The following is a 19,529-nucleotide window of genomic DNA, read 5'->3' as shown; positions in this document are numbered from 1 at the left end:
TTATATACAGTGAAGGCTCATTGGCAATGCTCCATTTTTAACCGTCCGCTGGACGGTCGTCGATGAGCAGTGAGGCGGCTACTTTATCAGCACAGACCGCGTCCTCCGAGGCTGTGGTTAAATGCCGGACTGGCCGGTCGCAAAAAGAATGCCCACCTTGACTTTTTACAAACTGAAACGTATGTTTCAAACAACTGTTTAAGTGTTTGTCAGCCGGAGTAGACATGGCCCAGTCGGAAACCGTTGAACGTATCCTTGATGCTGCTGAGCAGCTGTTCGCGGAAAAAGGTTTTGCCGAGACTTCATTGCGGCTGATCACCAGCAAAGCCGGGGTCAACCTGGCGGCTGTGAATTACCATTTCGGGTCTAAAAAAGCGCTGATCCAGGCTGTCTTTTCGCGCTTTCTCGGGCCTTTCTGCGCCAACCTCGACCGTGAGCTGGAGCGGCGTCAGGCCAGGCCGGACAGCCGTCCCGAGCTTGAAGATCTGCTGGAAATGCTGGTGGAGCAAGCGTTGGTGATTCAGCCGCGCAGCGGCAATGACCTGTCCATCTTTATGCGATTGCTGGGGTTGGCGTTCAGTCAGAGCCAGGGGCATTTGCGCCGCTATCTTGAAGACATGTATGGCAAGGTGTTTCGCCGTTACATGCTGCTGGTCAATGAAGCTGCGCCGCAAATCCCGCCGATTGAACTGTTCTGGCGCGTGCACTTCATGCTGGGGGCGGCTGCGTTCAGCATGTCCGGAATCAAGGCGCTGCGCGCAATTGCCGAAACCGATTTCGGGGTTAACACCTCGATCGAGCAAGTCATGCGTTTGATGGTGCCTTTTCTGGCCGCGGGCATGCGTGCCGAAAGCGGCGTGGTCGATCCTGCGATGGCGGCGGCACAAATGCGCCCGCGCAACAAAACGTCTCAGGCCAGCCCCAAGCTTTGACCTGACGCGGGTGGGCGTGGCTGCGCAGTTCCGCTAAGCTTGCCGCCATGCTCATTCCCGCCTTGCTTCCCTGTCCCCACTTCACGGCTGCTGCCCACACCGCAGGCGCGCACGCCGCTGCCTGCATTCGGGGCCGGGGAGCACGCGCACTTTCTTTTAAGGATTACCCATGAGTTCTGCCTTGCAAGGCTCCTTGATGGTGGACGTCGCCGGCACCTGGCTGACGGCTGACGATCGACACCTGCTACGCCAGCCTGAAGTGGGCGGCCTGATTATTTTTGCGCGAAATATTGAGCACCCGCGTCAGGTGCGTGAACTGTGCGCTTCGATTCGCGCCATTCGCCCCGACCTGCTGCTGGCGGTGGATCAGGAGGGCGGGCGGGTTCAACGCCTGCGCCAGGGGTTCGTCCGCTTGCCCGCCATGCGTGCCATCGCTGATAACCCCAATGCCGAGTACCTTGCCGAGCAATGTGGCTGGATCATGACGACTGAGGTCTTGGCAGTGGGTCTGGACTTGAGTTTCGCGCCCGTGCTGGATCTCGACTACCAGCGCAGCGCCGTGGTCGGTAGCCGCTCATTTGAGGGCGATCCGCAGCGGGCTGCAACCCTGGCTGGTGCGTTCATCCGCGGGATGAATGACGCTGGAATGGCCGCCACGGGTAAGCATTTTCCGGGGCATGGGTGGGCTGAAGCTGATTCCCACGTGGCCATTCCCGTCGATGAGCGCAGCCTTGAACAGATTCGCAGCCACGATCTGGTGCCGTTCGCGCGTCTGAGTCAGCAGTTGGCGGCCGTCATGCCTGCCCATGTGATTTATCCCAAGGTCGACAGCCAGCCCGCTGGCTTTTCCCGTCGCTGGTTGCAGGACATTCTGCGCGGTGAGCTGGGGTTTGATGGCGTCATTTTCAGTGATGACCTGTCGATGGCCGGCGCCCATGTCGTGGGTGACGCGGCCAGTCGCATCGAAGCGGCCTTGACGGCCGGCTGCGACATGGGCCTGGTGTGCAATGACCGCGCGGCGGCGGAGCTGGCCCTCACGGCGGCCCAGCGCCTGAAGGTCACGCCTTCAGCCCGCATTGCACGCATGCGCAGTCAGGCCTTCGCCAGCACCGACTACCGCCAGGATCCGCGTTGGCAGGTGGCGATCGGTGCGCTCAAAGATGCTCAGTTGATTGATTAAGGGATCGCTTCAATGACGGTTTACGCAATTATGGGTGGCACGGGCCTGACCCAGCTTGAAGGCTTGACCATTACGCGCTCGCTGGCGCTGGATACACCGTATGGCCCGACCTCGGCCGACATTCAGGTCGGCGAGTTCGCCGGGCGTGAAGTGTTGTTTTTGGCGCGCCACGGACACCCGCATCGGGTCCCGCCCCATCAGGTGAACTACCGCGCCAACATTTGGGCGCTGAAACAGGCAGGTGCTCAGGCGATTTTGGCGGTCAATGCCGTAGGCGGCATCCATATGGCCATGGGCACCGGGCATTTCTGCGTACCGCACCAATTGATCGATTACACCAGTGGCCGGGAGCACACGTTTTTTGCGGGGGATCTGGAGCATGTCACGCACATTGACTTCAGCCATCCCTACACCGAATCCCTGCGCGAGCAGTTGATTGGCGCATTGGCTGCCGAGGGGTGTTCCTACAGCTCCCATGGTGTGTATGCGGCGACCCAAGGACCACGCCTTGAAACAGTGGCTGAAATTGCTCGCCTTGAGCGTGACGGCTGCGACATTGTCGGCATGACCGGAATGCCCGAGGCGGCACTGGCCCGTGAGCTGGAACTGGACTATGCCTGTCTGGCGTTGGTGGTGAACCCGGCAGCGGGCAAGTCCACGGCAATCATTACCATGGCCGAAATCGAACAAGCCCTGCGCGACGGCATGGGCAAGGTCAAATCGACGTTGGCACGTGTGCTGGCAGGGTAAGCCCTTTACCTGCTGTAGCCGCCAGACGAAGCCTGGCGCTGCTGGTCAGCGGCTACAGGATCGGGATTAACGCTTTTCGGTTTTGGGTGGCAGGGGCGCGAACAGCGCCTCAATGTCGTCGTCCTGCAACTTCCAGTCTCCCGCACTACGGCCGTCCAGAACCCCTGCGGCCAGATCTGATTTTTCCTGCTGCAAGTGCTGGATTTTCTCTTCCACGGTGCCGCGGGCAATCATCTTGTACACAAATACCGGTTTTTCTTGCCCTATGCGGTAGGCACGGTCGGTGGCCTGGTTCTCGGCGGCCGGATTCCACCACGGGTCGTAGTGAATCACGGTGTCCGCTTCGGTCAGGTTTAAACCCACGCCACCGGCCTTGAGGCTGATCAGGAAGATCTGCAGTTTGCCGCTCTGGAAGTCTTTGACGGGGGTGCGCCGGTCCCGCGTTTGCCCCGTGAGCAGTGCGTAGGCAATGTTGCGCTTCTTCAATTCAGCTTCGATGAGCCCGAGCATTGAGGTGAATTGCGAAAACAGAAGAATGCGTCGGCCCTCGGCGAACAAGGCTTCAAGCATCACCATCAAGCTGTCGAGCTTGCCCGACGTGCTGCCTTTTTTCGGCGGGTTATCGCTCACAAGCCGCAAGTCGCAGCACACCTGGCGCAGCTTGAGCAGCGCTTCAAGAATGATGATCTGGCTGCGCCCGACGCCTTTGCGGGTGATTTCATCGCGCACTTTCTTGTCCATCGCCAGGCGCATGGTTTCGTAAACGTCCCGCTGCGCTTCGTTCAGATCCACCCAGTGGATGATCTCGGTCTTGGGTGGCAGCTCGGTGGCGACCTGCTCTTTGGTGCGGCGCAGCAGAAACGGTTTGATACGTGCGTTCAAGTGTTGCAGGCGCTCATCGTTGCCTTGGCGCTCGATCGGCACCCGATAGTCGCGGTTGAAGGTTTTGACGTCCCCCAGCCACCCGGGCAGCAAAAAGTGAAACAGCGCCCACAGTTCCCCCAGATGGTTCTCCAGCGGCGTTCCGCTCAGGCACAGGCGCTGGCGTGCCGACAGTTCGCGCGCGGCCTGTGAGGCTTTGCTGTTCGGGTTTTTGATGTACTGCGCTTCGTCGAGAATCAGAATGTGCAGCGGCACCTTGGCCAACCGCTCAATGTCTTTGGGCAGCAAGGCATAGGTGGTCAGGATCAGGTCGTATTCGGTGAGGTGTTCGTAGTGTTTTTTGCGACTGGCCCCATACAGTGCCAGCACCTTGAGCTGCGGGGTGAAGTGCGCGGCTTCGTCCATCCAGTTCGGAATCAGGCTGGTGGGCATCACCACCATGGCCGGGCGGTCCAGTCTGCCAGCGTTTTTTTCGCACAGAATGTGCGCCAGGGTTTGCAGGGTTTTGCCCAGCCCCATGTCATCCGCCAGAATCCCGCCCACTTCAAGCTGGCGCAATGACTGCATCCAGCTCAAGCCTTCAAGCTGATAGGGGCGCAACGTGGCATTGAGCCCCTGTGGCGGCGCCACGCTGAAATCCTTGATGTCGCGCAAGCGTTGGGCGAACCCGCGAATCTGTTCACCGCCCTCCCAGCGCAGGGGGATAGCGTCCAGGGCATTGAGCCGTGGCGCGTCAGCGCTCTTGATGCGCAAGGTCGTGGCGCCCGGTTCGCCCAGGTAAAACTCACCCAGGGTGGCCAGCACGGGTTTCAGGCGGCCGTAGGGCAAGGCCACTTGCAACGGCACGTGGGTGCTGTTGGGAATGGCCGGGATGTTCACCAGAATCAGTTCATCGTCACGGCGTTTGGCCAGTTTTTCGGGGCTGAGGATCTCGGTGTGCGAGCGCATCAGGTTCAGCAAGATGGGCAGCAAACTCAGGCGTTGGCCATTGACGATGATCCCCAGTTCCAGGTCGAACCAGTCACGTTCCGGCGCTTCATCGACGTTGGCATACCAGTCTTCGACAGGGCTCAGGTCAAAGCCGAAATGCTCGTCGATCTGTAACTCCCAGCCCTGGTCTCGCAAGCGGTTCATCTGGTTGAGGGTGAAATTCAGCCAGGCACTGTCGTTGACCATTTCAAACAGTTCGCCGGCACTTTCAGGCAGGGCTTTGCTCTGGCGGGTAGCGATTTTGAATCCCAGGGCACGCAGTTGCTCGCGGTAGGCGTTTTCGGTTTCGGGGTGGCGCTTGATGCGCAACACGTGGTCATCCTGGCGAATCAGCACGTCGGCGTTTTTCTGCCCCGAGACGTAATGCTCCCGGTAGTTGAAAGACAGCGCCGCGCGGTGCTGGATGTAACGCTGCATTTTGCCGTTGCGCGGCTCGAACGCACTGAACTCGGCACTGGCCAGCCACAAGCGCGGCACCGGTTGCACATCATCGATCAGTTGTTCGGGCAGGTTGGCAGGACGGCGCGCGTCGAGCACCGCTTGCAGTTTTTCCAGAAGCTCGGCGTCCTGGGCAGCAGCAGGGTAATTCAAAGTGTCTTCAATCTTCAGTAGTACGGCCGCGATGTGCTTGCAGTGGGTGCGTACAGGGCAGGTGCACGTCGCGCCCACCAGCAGCAACGAGCCTTTGGCAGACTCGCGCAACTCAATGGTTTGACGGTAGGGGTTTTCGCCTGAACCCTGACAGCTGGACGTGATCTGGCTGTCACCGATCCGGGCGATTCTGACGCGATTTTCCCTGGCGTAGCGACGGCCGCGCTCAAGGGTTTGCTCTTTGAACCGACTGACCCACGTTGACGCCAGCGGTTTGGTCAGTCGGGGTGTCGGGTTCAGGGGCATGGGGACTTCATTGTGCGGGCCCCATCAAGAAGGCTTCGGTGTCAGGCGCTCAAACAGCGCCTCGATGGTATTGAAGCGCTCATCCGGGCGTTCCATGGGCACCATGAACTTGAACAGCGTCGCGCCTTCAAACTTGTAGCGATTGGGCTGGCCCTGAATCAGTTTGATCAGTACCAGCGGATCGACCGGGGTGTCCGCGGCAAACTCGATGCGCCCGCCTTGCGGCCCGGCATCGACTTTTTTGATGCCCAGTTGTTCGGCGTGCAGCTTGAGCAAGGTAATGCGCACCAGGTTTTTGGTCGGTTCCGGCAGCAGGCCGAAGCGGTCGATCATCTCGACCTGCAAGTCCTTCAAGCCTTCTTCGTCGGTCGCTGAGGCGATGCGCTTGTACAGAATCAGTCGCGCATGCACATCCGGCAGGTACGACTCGGGAATCAGCGCGGGCACCCGCAGGTTGATCTCCGGGCCACCGCCCAACGGCTGGTCGAGGTTCGGTTGTTCGCCCTTGCGGATCGACTTGACGGCGCGTTCGAGCATTTCCATGTACAGGGTGAAACCCACGGCCTGGATCTGGCCACTTTGGCCGTCGCCCAGAAGCTCGCCGGCGCCACGGATTTCCAGGTCGTTGGTGGCCAGTACAAAGCCTGCACCCAAATCTTGGGTATTGGCGATGGCCTCCAGGCGCTTTTGCGCGTCCCCGGTGATTTGCTGGCGTGGAGGCGTCAGCAGGTAGGCGTAGGCCTGGTGGTGACTGCGGCCCACGCGGCCGCGCAACTGGTGCAATTGCGCCAGGCCGAACTTGTCGGCGCGTTCGATGATGATGGTGTTCGCGCTCGGCACGTCGATACCGGTCTCGATGATGGTCGAGGCGATCAGCACGTTGAAGCGCTTGTGATAGAAGTCGCTCATCACTTGTTCGAGTTCGCGCTCGCGCATCTGGCCGTGGCCAATCCCGATACGGGCTTCGGGGACGAGCTCGGCCAGATCGGCCGCGCATTTCTCAATGGTCTTCACATCGTTGTGCAGGTAGTAAACCTGCCCGCCACGCAGCAGTTCACGCAGCAGGGCTTCTTTGACCGTGCTGTTGTTCTGCTCCATGACGAAGGTGCGCACCGACAGGCGGCGGGCGGGCGGTGTGGCGATGATCGACAAGTCGCGCATGCCCGAAACCGCCATGTTCAGCGTGCGCGGGATTGGCGTGGCAGTGAGGGTCAGAATGTCGACTTCGCTGCGCAGGGCCTTGAGCTGTTCTTTCTGGCGCACGCCGAACCGGTGTTCTTCATCGATGATGACCAGCCCGAGGTTTTTGATTTTGACGTCGTCTTGCAACAGTTTGTGGGTGCCAATCACGATGTCGATCTTGCCCTCGGCCAGATCGGCGACCGCCGCATTGATCTCTTTGGCCGATTTGAAGCGGCTCATGACTTCTACCCGCACTGGCCAGTCGGCGAATCGGTCGCGGAAGCTGTTGTAATGTTGCTGTGCCAGCAGGGTAGTGGGAACCAGAATGGCGACCTGTCGCCCGCCATGCACGGCGATGAACGCCGCGCGCATGGCCACCTCGGTCTTGCCGAAGCCCACATCACCGCACACCAGGCGATCCATGGGCTTGGGCGCGAGCATGTCGGCGCGCACCGCTTCGATGGCGGTCTGCTGATCCGGGGTCTCTTCAAACGGGAAGCCCGCGCTGAAGGTTGCGTAGTCGGCTTTTGGGTCGTCGAACGCGTAACCTTCGCGGGCGGCGCGACGGGCATAAATGTCGAGCAGTTCGGCAGCCACATCGCGAACCTGTTCGGCCGCTTTGCGTTTGGCCTTTTGCCAGGTTTCGGAGCCCAGGCGGTGCAGGGGCGCCAGCTCGTCATCGCTGCCGGTGTAGCGGGCAATGAGGTGAAGGTTGGCCACGGGCACATAGAGCTTGGCGCCTTCGGCGTATTCGAGGGTCAGGAATTCAGCCACCTGATTGTCGACTTCCAGGGTAGCCAGGCCTTGATAGCGGCCAACACCGTGGTCGATGTGCACCACCGGCGCACCTTCGCGCAGCTCGGTCAGGTTTTTGATTACGGCGTCATTGTTGGCGTCGGCGCGTTTTTCACGGCGTCGGCGCTGCATCACTCGCTGACCGAACAGCGGGCTCTCGGCGATCAGGGCCAGCGCCGGATCGTCCAGTAACAAGCCTTCATCGAGCGGGGCAATGGTGATAGCCAGGTGATGCTTGCTGGACACGAAGTCCGGCCAGCTGTCGACGGTTTTGGGGCGCAGCTTCAATCGCTCAAGCAGCTCCAGCAAGACTTCGCGGCGACCGGCGGACTCGGCGGTAAACAGCACGCGGCCTTCAAATTGCTCAAGAAACCCCGAGAGGGCGGCCAGCGGCTGATTGGCCTTGGCCTCGATCGCAAGATTGGGCAATGGCTGCGCCGGGAAGCGTTCGCGGCTGCTGCCGGTGTCCAGGTCATCCTGACTGGCGACCACCCGCGGCCAGCTTTTCAGGCGGGCGAAGCAGTCTTCGACCGGCAGGAACAGTTCGGCGGGCGGCAATAAAGGACGGGAGGGGTCAACCCGGCGTTCTTCGTAGCGGTTGCGCACGTCGGACCAGAAGTTCTCGGCGGCCTGTTCGATGCCGGGCAACGAGAACACCTGGGTGTCGCCGGGCAGGTAATCGAACAGGGTGGAGGTTTCGTCGAAGAACAGCGGCAGGTAGTACTCGATACCTGCTGGCGTAATCCCGCTGCTCAAATCCTGAAAGATCGGGCAGCGTCGAAAGTCGACGTCGAACCGTTCGCGGAACCGTGCCTTGAAGCGTGTCACGGCATCCTTCTGCAGGGGGAATTCCCGTGCGGGAAGCAAGCGAACCGAATCGACTTTGTCGATGGAGCGCTGATTCTCCGGGTCGAAGGTGCGCAGGGTTTCGATTTCGTCGTCGAACAGGTCGATCCGGTAAGGCAGCTTGCTGCCCATGGGGAACAAATCGATCAAAGCGCCGCGTACGGCGAACTCGCCGTGCTCGTACACCGTGTCGACACAGCGATAACCGCTGGCCTCCAGGCGGGTGCGCATCTGCTCTACATCCAGTTTTTGGCCGATGTCCAGCACCAGGCTGCTGCCGAGCAGAAACTTGGTCGGTGCCAGGCGGTGTAGGGCCGTGGTGATCGGCACTACCAAAACGCCATGATCCAGCTCGGGCAACCGGTACAGGCTGGCGATGCGCTGGGAAATGATGTCCTGATGCGGCGAAAACAGGTCGTAGGGCAGGGTTTCCCAGTCCGGGAAATGCAAGACGGGCAGCTCGGGTGCAAAGAACCTCAACTCCTGCTCAAGGCGTTCGGCGCTTTGGCTGTCGGCGGTCAGGAGCAGGGTGAAGCGCTTGGCGGCGCTGGCGGCCTCGGCAATGGCGAGGCTCAGGGCGGCACCGGGCAGGTTGCCCCAGTGCTGTTTGCCTGCCGTAGCAGGAAGTTTGGGTAGTCGCAGGACGGGCACGGAAGGTTGAGCTCCAAGCGTTGCGGCAAAGAGGCCGATTGTAACGGGCCTGGGGGTTGGCTGTCAGTCGCCGTCTTTAATGGCGCGCCAAATCCTTCGGGGAAACGGTAAAACGCAGTCCGTCCCCCCTTGGCAAGCCCTTAGAAGGCGAGGGAAAACGGTGCATAGTGTTTTTTTTTCACCTGTAAATATTGGGGCTTAATCGTTTCAGTCAACCCGCATGACAGGCGCACATTGCCCATGGCCAGAGGCGGCGGCATAATGTAGCCCCTTTTTTCAGCCCCTACATGTGGAAGGTTCCCGTGACTCAGAAGCCCGACCAGTGTCTTGGTGAATGGATCGACCGTGAAGCACTCGCAGAAGCGATGATTCCGCTGATTGGTCAGCTTTACCGCAATAACAACGTGGTGAGCTCGATCTATGGCCGCAGCCTGATCAACCGTTCAGTCATTGCGATTCTCAAAGCTCACCGCTTTGCGCGTCATCGTCAGTCCGATGACATCGAATTGTCCGTGCACGAAACTTTCCCGCTGCTCAAAGCGATGAGCGAACTCAAGCTGGGTGCTGCTTCGGTAGACCTGGGCAAGCTGGCCGTCAAGTTCAAGACCGAAGGCAATGGCCGTACCGCCGAGCAGTTCGTGCGTGAAGAACTGGCCGACGTTGTGGGTCAGCAAAACGCTGACGCCCGTAAAGGCACCGACGTTGTGCTGTACGGTTTTGGCCGTATCGGCCGCCTGCTGGCGCGCATCCTGATCGAAAAAACCGGCGGCGGCGACGGCCTGCGCTTGCGTGCGATCGTAGTGCGCAAAGGCGCCGATAACGATCTGGTCAAGCGTGCCAGTCTGTTGCGTCGTGACTCCGTGCATGGCCCGTTTGACGGCACCATCGTGGTTGACGAAGAAAACAACACCATCACCGCCAACGGCAACCTGATTCAGGTGATCTACGCGAAGAATCCGACCGAGGTGGACTACACCCAGTACGGCATTCAAAACGCATTGCTGGTGGACAACACCGGTGTATGGCGTGACGCCGACGGTCTCGGCCAGCACCTGGCGTGCCCTGGCGTTGATCGTGTGGTTCTGACCGCGCCTGGCAAAGGCAAACTCAAGAACATCGTTCACGGTATCAACCACGGTGAGATCACCGCTGACGACAAAATCATCTCGGCTGCTTCCTGCACCACCAACGCCATCGTGCCGGTGCTCAAAGCCGTCAATGACAAGTTCGGCATTGTGAACGGTCACGTTGAAACGGTTCACTCGTACACCAACGACCAGAACCTGATCGACAACTTCCACAAAGGCGATCGCCGTGGCCGTTCGGCTGCGCTGAATATGGTTATCACCGAGACCGGCGCTGCTACTGCTGCGGCCAAGGCGCTGCCTGAGCTGGCTGGCAAGCTGACCGGTAACGCGATCCGTGTGCCTACGCCTAACGTGTCGATGGCCATCCTCAACCTGAACCTTGAGAAGCCGGCTACCCGTGAAGAAATGAACGAGTACCTGCGTCACATGGCGCTGCACTCCGAACTGCACAAGCAGATCGACTTTGTCAGCTCGCAGGAAGTGGTTTCCACTGACTTCGTTGGCTCGCGTCATGCGGGTGTGGTTGATGCGGAAGCAACAATCTGCAACGACAACCGCGTTGTGCTGTACGTGTGGTACGACAACGAGTTCGGTTACAGCTGCCAGGTGGTTCGCGTGATGGAAGACATGGCCGGGGTTAACCCGCCAGCGTTCCCGCGCTAAGCGACTGCCGCACTTGAAAACGCCCCGACTGGTTTGAACTGCACCCCAAAAGTTGGACACCCGTCCTGACTTTTGGGGTGTTTTTTCATGAGCAAATACTCAGAGCAATTCAAGCTTGAAGCAATAACCTCTTACCTTGCTGGCGGCACAAGCTATCGAGTGGCCGCTGACAAGCATGAAATAGAGTTTGGAATGCTGCGCCGGTGGGTCGCCAGCTACCGCATCCACGGTGCCGCAAGCCTTAAAAAAATACATCGCCGATACAGCCCAGGCTTCAAGCTTTCTGTCTTGCAACGAATGTGGCGTGATGAGCTGTCTTATCGCGAGACGACGGCTTTGTTCGACCTTCGCAACGCCAATCAGGTAGGTATTTGGGAGCGCCAGTATTACAGTGGCGGCATTGAGGCTTTGACCTCTCGCAAACCAGGTCCTGCAGCCAAAATGTCCAAAAAGCCATCCAAACCTGTTACCACTTCTTGTGATGCTGACTCGCCGTCTCGTGAGCAACTGCTCGCCGAAGTGGAGTATTTGCGGATGGAGAACGCTTATTTAAAAAAGCTGAAAGCCTTGATCCAGGCAGACGAACTGGCTGCACGCGCCAAAAAGCGCAAATAGTTCTGGCATTGAGGCTGCACTACCCATTGGACGGTTTGCTTCAAGCGTCTGGCTTGGCACGCAGTACGTTTTACTACCAGCAGAAAGCTTTGCAGGTGGTGGACAAGCACGCCTCGCTCAAGACGCAGATCAAATCTGTATTTGAGCAACACAAGGGCCGTTATGGCTATCGGCGCATCACAGCCGCTATCGGTCACTTAGGCACTGTGGTGAATCACAAAAAAATCCAGCGCCTCATGGGGCAGCTACAGCTGAAATCGCTCGTCAGACCCAAGCGATACCGCGCCTATAAAGGCCCTGTAGGCCGTATAGCGCCTAACCATTTGGCGCGTGGGTTTGAAGCCGAGCAGCCCAATCAAAAATGGGTGACTGACATTACAGAGTTCAAGGTCGCGGGGTGAAACTGTACCTTTCGCCTGTTCTTGATCTGTATAACGGCGAAATTGTGGCCTACCAAATGGAGACCGCACCTCGCTTTTCGATGGTGAGCGACATGCTCAAAAAAGCGCTGAGCTGCTTGAAAGCGCATGAGAAACCCATGCTTCACTCAGATCAGGGCTGGCACTACCAGATGGCCGCCTATCGACGTCAGCTTGAGGAAAGAGAGTTGAGTCAGAGTATGTCGCGAAAGGGAAATTGCTATGACAATGCGACGATGGAGAGCTTTTTCGGCACGCTGAAAACCGAGTTTTACTATCTGAACCGCTTCACCAGCGTTGACCAGTTGAAGGCTGGGCTGGATGATTACATCCACTATTACAATCACGAACGCATAAAGCTGAAGCTAAAAGGGCTGAGTCCTGTTCAATACAGAACCCAGCCCGTAAGGCCCTAGCTTCAAACTGTCCAACTTAATGGGGTCAGTTCAGTTCGGGGCGTTTTTGTAGGTGTGTTATGGCGTCAGTACAGCGATATCACGCGTGACTGGTCACGGCCGATTTGGCTGTACGCCGTTCATGTGTGTTGCCACGGAACAGCACCACGGTGGCAATCAGTCCCAGCACGGCGGCGCCGGTCAGCCACAGACCAGGGGCCGCCTTGTTGTCCAGTACGTGGATCAAGTAGGTGCACGCCGCCGGGGTAAAGCCACCGAACGTTGCGGTCGCCAGGCTATACGCCAGCGAGAAGCCCGTGGTCCGCACCTCGACCGGCATGATTTCGGTGAGCGCCACCACCATCGCGCCGTTGTACGAGCTGTACAGGAAGGACAGCCACAGTTCGACGATCAGCAAGTGGCTGAAGCTCGGGTTGGCCACCAGCCAGGACAACGCCGGGTAGGCGGTCAGGATCGCAAGAATGGTCGCGCCCAGCAGCAAGGGTTTGCGGCCGACCTTGTCAGACAGTGAGCCCATCACCGGTAACCAAAAGAAATTGGAGGCGCCGATGCAGACCGTCACCAGCAGTGCATCAAAATCCGACAGGTTCAGTTCAGCTTTACCGAAGGTCGGGGTGTAGGCCGTGATCAGGTAAAACGACACGGTGGTCATGACCACCAGCGCCATGCCGCCCAAGACGAGTCCAAAGTTCTGACTGATCGAACGAATGATTTCCCGCAGGGTAGGGCGATGTTCGCGCGCTTCAAACTCGGGTGTTTCTTCCATTGAGCGGCGAATGACGAAAATCACCGGGACAATCAGGCAGCCCAGCAAAAACGGAATGCGCCAGCCCCACTCACCCATGTCCTGTGGGCTGAGCCAGTGATTCAAGCAGACGCCGAGCAGCCCGGCAAAGACCACCGCGGCCTGCTGGCTTGCGGACTGCCAGCTGACAAAAAAGCCTTTGCGGCCCGGCGTGGCGATTTCTGACAAGTAAACCGAGACGCCACCCAGCTCCACACCGGCGGAGAACCCTTGCAACAAACGCCCCAGTAGCACCAGCAGCGGCGCCGCCACGCCCAGCGTGGCATAACCCGGCACACAGGCAATCAGCACAGTGCCCATGGCCATCAGGGCGAGGGTGATGATCAGCCCTTTGCGTCGGCCATGGCGGTCAATGTAGGCGCCCAGGAAGATTGCACCCAGCGGGCGCATCAAGAAGCCGGCACCGAACGTGGCCAGCGCGAGCATCAGGGAAGCGAAGGCGTTATTGCTTGGAAAGAAGGTGTTGGCGATGGCTGTGGCGTAAAAGCCGAAGACCATGAAGTCGAACATTTCGAGGAAGTTACCGCTGACAACGCGAAAAATCGCCTTGCCTTTACCTGCACTGGAGGCCATCAGAAATCACCCGCTGTTATCTGTTTTATGCGTATCCATGTTTTTAGTCGTCCACACTGTCTGGTCCGGGCCTGCGCCAGTCAGACAAACAGTTTTGTAACCATATGTGTATCAAGATGTGTAGGCAACTAATGAAGTGACTACCGAGTGCTCAGGGTGTTTGCGCCAAGAGGGTTTGACGCAGTGGCTCGGGCAAGCCTTCGGGCGCGAGCCAAATGCCCAGGTACGCTTTGGCGAGCGCTTTGTCAGTGCTGGTGAAGATGACCTGACCATTGCGTTCCAGGTTCAGGCCGCGAGCGGGGTCGTAATCCAGGGCATAGCGGTCACCGCGCTGGATGTTGGCAAAACTGCCCTGTAGCTTTTTTAATCCCGCTTCGAGGGTCCTCAGCGTGGCAGGCGAGTGTTGACGCTTGAGGATGGTGGCAGAGGCGGTGGTGATGTCGCTGTGATCAAGGTCGCGCAGATAAAACAGCTCAAGGCGCAGGTCGCGCAACTGCTCAAAGGCGTCCCGGGGGCTGATGTTGGCAGGTGCAAACAGGGCCGCGGCGTAGACATCGGCCCACAGGTACGTCAGCACGATTTGACCTTTGCGCTGTAGGGTTTGAGAACCGTCTTTTAATTGAGTAGGAAAGTTCGCCTTCTTGATCGGTTTTGCCTCGTCGGCCAGGCAGGTAAGGCTGTTCATCAGCAACAGAGCGATCAACAAATGGCGCATAAGGGGCTCTCTGAAGGGGGGGAGTGGGCGCGGCGGCTCTGGGCCGCGATCAAGGTTGAGACGGCTGCGGATTCTACATCCCGCGCAACCCGTCACTGCCTCTTGAAGAGAGTTAAGGTCAGTTCTGGATGTAGTGAACACAAAATTAGCCTACGACGAGACCAAGGGTTAATGTTCGCCGCGTTCAGGCTTCTATAGACTGTGCCCCACGTTTTGATCCTTCATGGCGCCGGCCGCGTCATGATTTAGCCGCAGGCGCCTGAAAATGCGTCGCGGCCCGTTCTGAGGAGTACGCATGGCTGTCTACAACTACGACGTAGTGGTACTGGGTTCCGGCCCGGCAGGAGAAGGTGCGGCAATGAACGCCGCAAAAGCAGGGCGCAAGGTGGCGATGGTCGACAGCCGGCGTCAGGTCGGCGGTAACTGCACGCACTTGGGCACCATCCCGTCCAAGGCTCTGCGTCACTCGGTCCGGCAGATCATGCAGTTCAACACCAACCCGATGTTTCGGGCCATCGGTGAACCCCGCTGGTTTTCTTTCCCGGATGTGCTCAAAAGCGCCGAGAAAGTGATTTCCAAGCAAGTGACCTCGCGCACCGGTTACTACGCCCGCAACCGTGTTGACCTGTTCTTCGGCACCGGCAGTTTTACCGACGAGCAAACCATCGAAGTGGTCTGCGCCAACGGCGTGGTCGAAACGCTGATGGCCAAGCAGATCATCATTGCTACCGGTTCGCGCCCGTACCGCCCGGCCGATATCGATTTCACCCACTCGCGCATCTACGACAGCGACACCATCCTCAGCCTGGGCCACACCCCGCGTAAGCTGATCGTCTACGGCGCGGGTGTAATCGGTTGCGAATACGCATCGATTTTCAGTGGTCTGGGCGTGCTGGTTGAGCTGGTGGACAACCGCGAGCAACTGCTGAGCTTCCTCGACTCCGAAATCTCGCAGGCGCTGAGCTACCACTTCAGCAACAACAACATCACCGTGCGCCACAACGAAGAGTACGAGCGTGTTGAAGGCGTCGAAAATGGCGTGATCTTGCACCTCAAGTCCGGCAAGAAGATCAAGGCCGATGCCTTGCTCTGGTGCAACGGCCGTACCGGCAACACTGACCAGCTGGGGCTGGAGAACATTGGCATCAAGCCCAATGGTCGCGGCCAGATCAGCGTGGACGAAAACTACCGCACAGTGGTGCCTAACATCTACGCCGCTGGCGACGTGATTGGCTGGCCGAGCCTGGCCAGTGCAGCGCACGACCAGGGTCGCTCGGCTGCCGGCAGCATCGTGGACAACGGCAGCTGGCGTTTCGTGAATGACGTGCCGACCGGCATTTACACCATTCCGGAGATCAGCTCGATCGGCAAGAACGAGCAAGAACTGACCCAGGCTAAAGTGCCTTACGAAGTGGGCAAGGCGTTCTTCAAGGGCATGGCGCGTGCCCAGATTGCCGGCGAGCCGCAAGGCATGCTGAAAATCCTGTTTCACCGTGAAACCCTGCAAGTACTGGGCGTCCATTGCTTCGGCTATCAGGCCTCGGAGATCGTGCACATCGGTCAGGCGATCATGAACCAGCCGGGTGAGCTCAATACCCTGAAGTATTTCGTCAACACCACGTTTAACTACCCGACCATGGCGGAAGCCTATCGGGTAGCGGCTTACGACGGCCTTAACCGGCTTTTTTAAGCGGCTCCGGCCGGTGGCCTGAGCCGGCCGGGGAGACCGATTTCAGCTATTCCCGAGGGTGGCAGTGGCCAAACCGGGAAAGTCTGTAATCAGGCTATCTACGCCGAAATCAGCGAGTCTGCGCATCAGTGCAGGCTCGTTGACTGTCCATACCGACACATGCAAACCCTGACGCTGGGCTTTTTCCAGGCGCTCCGGGGTGCAGAGTGTCCAGTTCAATGCCAGCAGCTCGCAGCCATAGCTTTGCGCGACCTTCAGCGGGTCGAGCCAGGCGTATTCGGCAACCAGTCCGCGGGACAGATCCGGTGTCAGTTCGATAGCTGCCTTAAGCACTTCACGGGAACTTGAGGTCACGGTGACCTTGTCCATCAGGCCGTGGCGCTGGGCCATTTCGCGAATCGCCAGCACGGTGGTCGCTGCCCGCGTACGGGACGCGCTTTTGACTTCCAGCTGCCAATGCTCGAAGTCGCACTTTTCAAACAATTCTTCGAGTCGTGGAATCGGACACGGATGCACCCAGCCCGGGCCGCCCTTGCGTGCGTCATAGGTCGCGAGATCGGCTGCGGTGTGTTCGATCACCTTGCCGCGTCGGTCGGTGGTGCGCTTGAGCGTCGGATCGTGAATCACCATCAGCTCACCGTCCTTGGACAGGTGCAGGTCGAGTTCGCAGCGGCGCACGCCGTGCTTGAGGCATTGCTCGAAGCTGGCGAGGGTGTTTTCGGGTGCTTCGCCTTTGGCGCCGCGATGGCCATAAATCAGGGTCACAATTGCTCCTTAATACACAATTCACAGCGCCGGGACGCGCTTACTCTTCTTCGGCTGCTTCGTTTTGTTCACGGGCCAGACGGCGTGCCTGGGCCTGTTTTTGCAAGATGTAACGGGCCAGCAACTGACGCTGTGCGTCGGTGATAGCTTCAAACTCGGTGCCAATCTCGAACTGGCCGTTGCGTGGGGTGCAATGGGTGACCTTGGCGCGCAACAGAAGCCCCAGCGCTTGCGGCATCAGCACCAGTTTGATCGAGAGGTGGGTGCCCGGCGAATAGGCGTTTGCATGCTCGAATTCAATGCCGCCTTCGGACAGCTTGACCGGTTGCAGCTCGCCAATCTTGCCCAGTACGGTTTGTGCGACCACCTGGCTGAGCAAGTCGACCCGTTTGTTCAGGGTTTTGAGGTAGCTGGAGAGGGTGCGGTCGCGTTCGCTGATCTGGCGCAGCAGGTGCTGCGACTCGAATTCGCTCAGGTGTAACTCACTGAGTAAATTGAATAAAGGCGAAGCATCCTGCAACACTTCAGTGCTCGCGGCTTGAGGTGCCGACAGCGGGGTTATTTCCAGTGCGATCACATCATCGATACGGTAGTATTCGCGGCGATCTGCTTCATCTAATGTCGACATGGCGAACCCATGGTGGCGGCTGTGGTCTGAGTGTAAAGCTGCTTATCAGGCCCCGCCACAAGGACGTCTTCTTTTCCCTCGAACAAGCCCCGACATGTTCAGACCTCTCTTCGTATTTATCGGCACGCGTTATACCCGTGCAAAGCGTCGCAATCACTTTGTGTCGTTCATTTCTCTGACTTCAATGATCGGACTCGCCCTCGGCGTGGTCGTGATGATTGTGGTGTTGTCGGTGATGAACGGCTTCGATCATGAGATGCGCACCCGTGTGCTGGGCATGGTGCCCCACGCGACCATCGTCGGCGACCAGCCGATCAGTGACTGGCAAATGCTGGCCGCCCAGGTCAGGCAGAATCCGAAGGTGGAGGCGGTGGCGCCCTACACCCAGATGCAGGGCCTGCTGACCCATGATGGCAACGTGCAAAAAGTCCTGCTCAATGCCATCGACCCCGCGCAAGAGCGCAAGGTGTCGATCATTGACCGGTTCATGTTGCAAGGTCAGCTCGATTCACTGACGCCCGGCGGCTTCGGCATCATCATTGGCGACAAGGCGGCGAAAAAGCTCGGCGTGGCCGTTGGCGACAAACTGACGTTCGTGGCCCCGGAAGTCACGGTGACCCCGGCGGGCATGTTTCCGCGCATGAAACGCTTCACGGTGCAGGGCATTTTCCATGTCGGCGCCGGTGAAATCGACGGCTATCTGGGCATTACCCATTTGCAGGACCTGGCGCGTTTGCAGCGCTGGAAGCCCGATCAGGTCCAGGGGTTGCGCCTGAAGTTCGACGACCTGTTCCAGGCGCCTCGCACAGCGTGGGAAATCGCCCAAAAGCTGGGGGATGACCGTTATTACGCCCGTGACTGGACCCGCACTCACGGCAACCTGTATCAGGCCATCCGCATGGAGAAAGCCATGATCGGCCTGCTCCTGTTGCTGATCGTGGCCGTGGCGGCCTTCAACATCATTTCCACGCTGGTCATGGTGGTGAACGACAAGAAGGGCGATATCGCGATCCTGCGGACGCTGGGCGCCACGCCGGGCACGATCATGGCCATTTTCATGGTGCAGGGCACCGTGATCGGCGTGGTCGGCACTGCCATTGGTGCGGTGCTGGGCATGCTGGCGGCCTTGAATGTCAGCGCGGCGATCTCGGCCCTTGAAGGGCTGATCGGCCACAAGTTTCTCAACGCCGACGTGTACTTCATCGACTACCTGCCGTCGCAATTGCAGACGCAGGACGTGTTGATGGTCTGTGGCGCGGCATTGGTTCTGAGTTTCCTCGCGACCTTGTACCCGGCCTGGCGTGCTGCGCGCACCCAGCCTGCGCAGGCGCTTCGTTATGAGTGAGTTGGGCATGAAAGAACAAGCAGTGTTGAGTTGCCGCGACCTGGGCAAGTCCTACGAGGAAGGCCCGGAGTCAGTGGTGGTGTTGTCGGGCCTGCAACTGGAGTTGCACCCGGGTGAGCGTGTGGCCATCGTCGGCACCTCGGGCTCGGGCAAAAGTACCTTGCTTAATTTGCTCGGTGGCCTCGACACGCCGACTACCGGCAGTGTGTGGCTGGCGGGTGAAGAACTGTCGGCGCTGGGCGAGAAGGCCCGTGGCCAGTTGCGTAACCGTTCACTGGGTTTCGTGTACCAGTTTCACCACTTGCTGCCCGAGTTCACGGCGCTGGAAAACGTGTGCATGCCGCTGTTGATCGGCAAGACATCGATTCCCGAAGCGCGGGAGCGGGCCACGGCACTGTTGACCCGTGTCGGCCTGAGCCACCGTCTGGAGCACAAGCCGGCCGAGTTGTCCGGTGGCGAGCGCCAGCGCGTGGCCATCGCCCGCGCGTTGGTGAACAAGCCCGGGCTGGTGATGCTCGATGAGCCTACCGGCAACCTTGACGCTCATACCGCGCAAGGCATTCAGGACCTGATGCTCGAACTCAGCACCTCGATGCGTACCGCGTTCCTGGTGGTGACGCATGACATGAACCTGGCCCGCCAGATGGATCGCGTGTTGCACCTTCAAGAAGGTCGCCTGACCACGATTTGATCGGCCAAAAC

13 protein-coding genes and 1 pseudogene are annotated in these 19,529 nt (G+C 59.1%); 8 read left to right on the top strand and 6 right to left on the bottom strand.

Annotated features, from left to right (window positions below):
- Positions 1 to 224: 224 nt before the first annotated feature.
- The 3 genes from TU74_RS14500 to TU74_RS14490 all read left to right on the top strand — a co-directional run bounded on the left by TU74_RS14500 (position 225) and on the right by TU74_RS14490 (position 2,862).
- Complete coding sequence (locus tag TU74_RS14500; protein ID WP_048376915.1) at positions 225 to 932, top strand: TetR/AcrR family transcriptional regulator; 708 nt, start codon at positions 225 to 227, stop codon at positions 930 to 932.
- Positions 933 to 1,101: 169 nt separating this feature from the next.
- Positions 1,102 to 2,112, top strand: a complete 1,011-nt coding sequence (nagZ, locus tag TU74_RS14495; protein ID WP_048376914.1) for a beta-N-acetylhexosaminidase — start codon at positions 1,102 to 1,104, stop codon at positions 2,110 to 2,112.
- A gap of 12 nt (positions 2,113 to 2,124) precedes the next feature.
- Positions 2,125 to 2,862, top strand: a complete 738-nt coding sequence (locus TU74_RS14490; protein WP_048376913.1) for an S-methyl-5'-thioinosine phosphorylase — start codon at positions 2,125 to 2,127, stop codon at positions 2,860 to 2,862.
- A 66-nt stretch (positions 2,863 to 2,928) separates the two neighbouring features.
- Here TU74_RS14490 and TU74_RS14485 read toward each other — a convergent pair whose 3' ends face one another.
- Together TU74_RS14485 and mfd are read right to left on the bottom strand one after the other, a co-directional pair.
- Complete coding sequence (locus TU74_RS14485) at positions 2,929 to 5,631, bottom strand: DEAD/DEAH box helicase (RefSeq protein ID WP_048376912.1); 2,703 nt, start codon at positions 5,629 to 5,631, stop codon at positions 2,929 to 2,931.
- A gap of 24 nt (positions 5,632 to 5,655) precedes the next feature.
- Complete coding sequence (gene mfd / locus TU74_RS14480) at positions 5,656 to 9,105, bottom strand: transcription-repair coupling factor (protein ID WP_048376911.1); 3,450 nt, start codon at positions 9,103 to 9,105, stop codon at positions 5,656 to 5,658.
- Between the two features lie 287 nt (positions 9,106 to 9,392).
- Between mfd and TU74_RS14475 the strand changes: the two genes are divergently transcribed.
- Together TU74_RS14475 and TU74_RS23980 are read left to right on the top strand one after the other, a co-directional pair.
- Complete coding sequence (locus TU74_RS14475; protein WP_047274047.1) at positions 9,393 to 10,856, top strand: glyceraldehyde-3-phosphate dehydrogenase; 1,464 nt, start codon at positions 9,393 to 9,395, stop codon at positions 10,854 to 10,856.
- An 87-nt stretch (positions 10,857 to 10,943) separates the two neighbouring features.
- A pseudogene (locus tag TU74_RS23980) lies at positions 10,944 to 12,306 on the top strand (IS3 family transposase).
- Positions 12,307 to 12,385: 79 nt separating this feature from the next.
- On the opposite strand, the gene tcuC reads toward TU74_RS23980, so the two are convergent.
- A complete protein-coding gene (tcuC, locus tag TU74_RS14460) occupies positions 12,386 to 13,684 on the bottom strand; it encodes an MFS transporter (RefSeq protein ID WP_047293088.1) in 1,299 nt (432 codons plus the stop codon).
- Between the two features lie 151 nt (positions 13,685 to 13,835).
- Complete coding sequence (locus TU74_RS14455; protein WP_048376909.1) at positions 13,836 to 14,399, bottom strand: chalcone isomerase family protein; 564 nt, start codon at positions 14,397 to 14,399, stop codon at positions 13,836 to 13,838.
- A 295-nt stretch (positions 14,400 to 14,694) separates the two neighbouring features.
- Here TU74_RS14455 and sthA point away from each other — a divergent pair, with 295 nt between their 5' ends.
- Positions 14,695 to 16,089, top strand: a complete 1,395-nt coding sequence (sthA, locus tag TU74_RS14450) for a Si-specific NAD(P)(+) transhydrogenase (RefSeq protein WP_047275673.1) — start codon at positions 14,695 to 14,697, stop codon at positions 16,087 to 16,089.
- A 42-nt stretch (positions 16,090 to 16,131) separates the two neighbouring features.
- Here sthA and TU74_RS14445 read toward each other — a convergent pair whose 3' ends face one another.
- Positions 16,132 to 16,854: a glycerophosphodiester phosphodiesterase gene (locus TU74_RS14445; RefSeq protein ID WP_047293092.1), complete on the bottom strand. Its 723-nt coding sequence runs from the start codon at positions 16,852 to 16,854 to the stop codon at positions 16,132 to 16,134.
- Between the two features lie 40 nt (positions 16,855 to 16,894).
- A complete protein-coding gene (locus TU74_RS14440) occupies positions 16,895 to 17,482 on the bottom strand; it encodes a PilZ domain-containing protein (RefSeq protein ID WP_047274058.1) in 588 nt (195 codons plus the stop codon).
- A gap of 94 nt (positions 17,483 to 17,576) precedes the next feature.
- On the opposite strand from TU74_RS14440, the gene TU74_RS14435 reads away from it, so the two are divergent.
- Together TU74_RS14435 and lolD are read left to right on the top strand one after the other, a co-directional pair.
- A complete protein-coding gene (locus TU74_RS14435) occupies positions 17,577 to 18,827 on the top strand; it encodes a lipoprotein-releasing ABC transporter permease subunit (RefSeq protein WP_047293095.1) in 1,251 nt (416 codons plus the stop codon).
- A gap of 7 nt (positions 18,828 to 18,834) precedes the next feature.
- Entirely contained in the window at positions 18,835 to 19,518 is a 684-nt protein-coding gene (gene lolD, locus TU74_RS14430; RefSeq protein WP_164488093.1) for a lipoprotein-releasing ABC transporter ATP-binding protein LolD, read from the top strand.
- Positions 19,519 to 19,529 lie beyond the last annotated feature (11 nt).

Source organism: Pseudomonas lundensis (assembly GCF_001042985.1).
In the GTDB taxonomy this organism is placed as follows: Bacteria; Pseudomonadota; Gammaproteobacteria; order Pseudomonadales; family Pseudomonadaceae; genus Aquipseudomonas; species Aquipseudomonas lundensis.
Note: the sequence above shows the minus strand (reverse complement) of the source record. Positions and strands in the feature narration are given on the sequence as shown.

Bases quoted from the DNA above. Each gene is read 5' to 3' on its own strand.
- tcuC (WP_047293088.1), bottom strand. From the start codon at position 13,684: ATGGCCTCCAGTGCAGGTAAAGGCAAGGCGATTTTTCGCGTTGTCAGC.
- sthA (WP_047275673.1), top strand. From the start codon at position 14,695: ATGGCTGTCTACAACTACGACGTAGTGGTACTGGGTTCCGGCCCGGCA.
- TU74_RS14440 (WP_047274058.1), bottom strand. From the start codon at position 17,482: ATGTCGACATTAGATGAAGCAGATCGCCGCGAATACTACCGTATCGAT.
- TU74_RS14435 (WP_047293095.1), top strand. From the start codon at position 17,577: ATGTTCAGACCTCTCTTCGTATTTATCGGCACGCGTTATACCCGTGCA.
- TU74_RS14455 (WP_048376909.1), bottom strand. From the start codon at position 14,399: ATGCGCCATTTGTTGATCGCTCTGTTGCTGATGAACAGCCTTACCTGC.
- lolD (WP_164488093.1), top strand. From the start codon at position 18,835: ATGAAAGAACAAGCAGTGTTGAGTTGCCGCGACCTGGGCAAGTCCTAC.
- TU74_RS14475 (WP_047274047.1), top strand. From the start codon at position 9,393: ATGTGGAAGGTTCCCGTGACTCAGAAGCCCGACCAGTGTCTTGGTGAA.
- TU74_RS14500 (WP_048376915.1), top strand. From the start codon at position 225: ATGGCCCAGTCGGAAACCGTTGAACGTATCCTTGATGCTGCTGAGCAG.
- TU74_RS14485 (WP_048376912.1), bottom strand. From the start codon at position 5,631: ATGCCCCTGAACCCGACACCCCGACTGACCAAACCGCTGGCGTCAACG.
- TU74_RS14490 (WP_048376913.1), top strand. From the start codon at position 2,125: ATGACGGTTTACGCAATTATGGGTGGCACGGGCCTGACCCAGCTTGAA.
- nagZ (WP_048376914.1), top strand. From the start codon at position 1,102: ATGAGTTCTGCCTTGCAAGGCTCCTTGATGGTGGACGTCGCCGGCACC.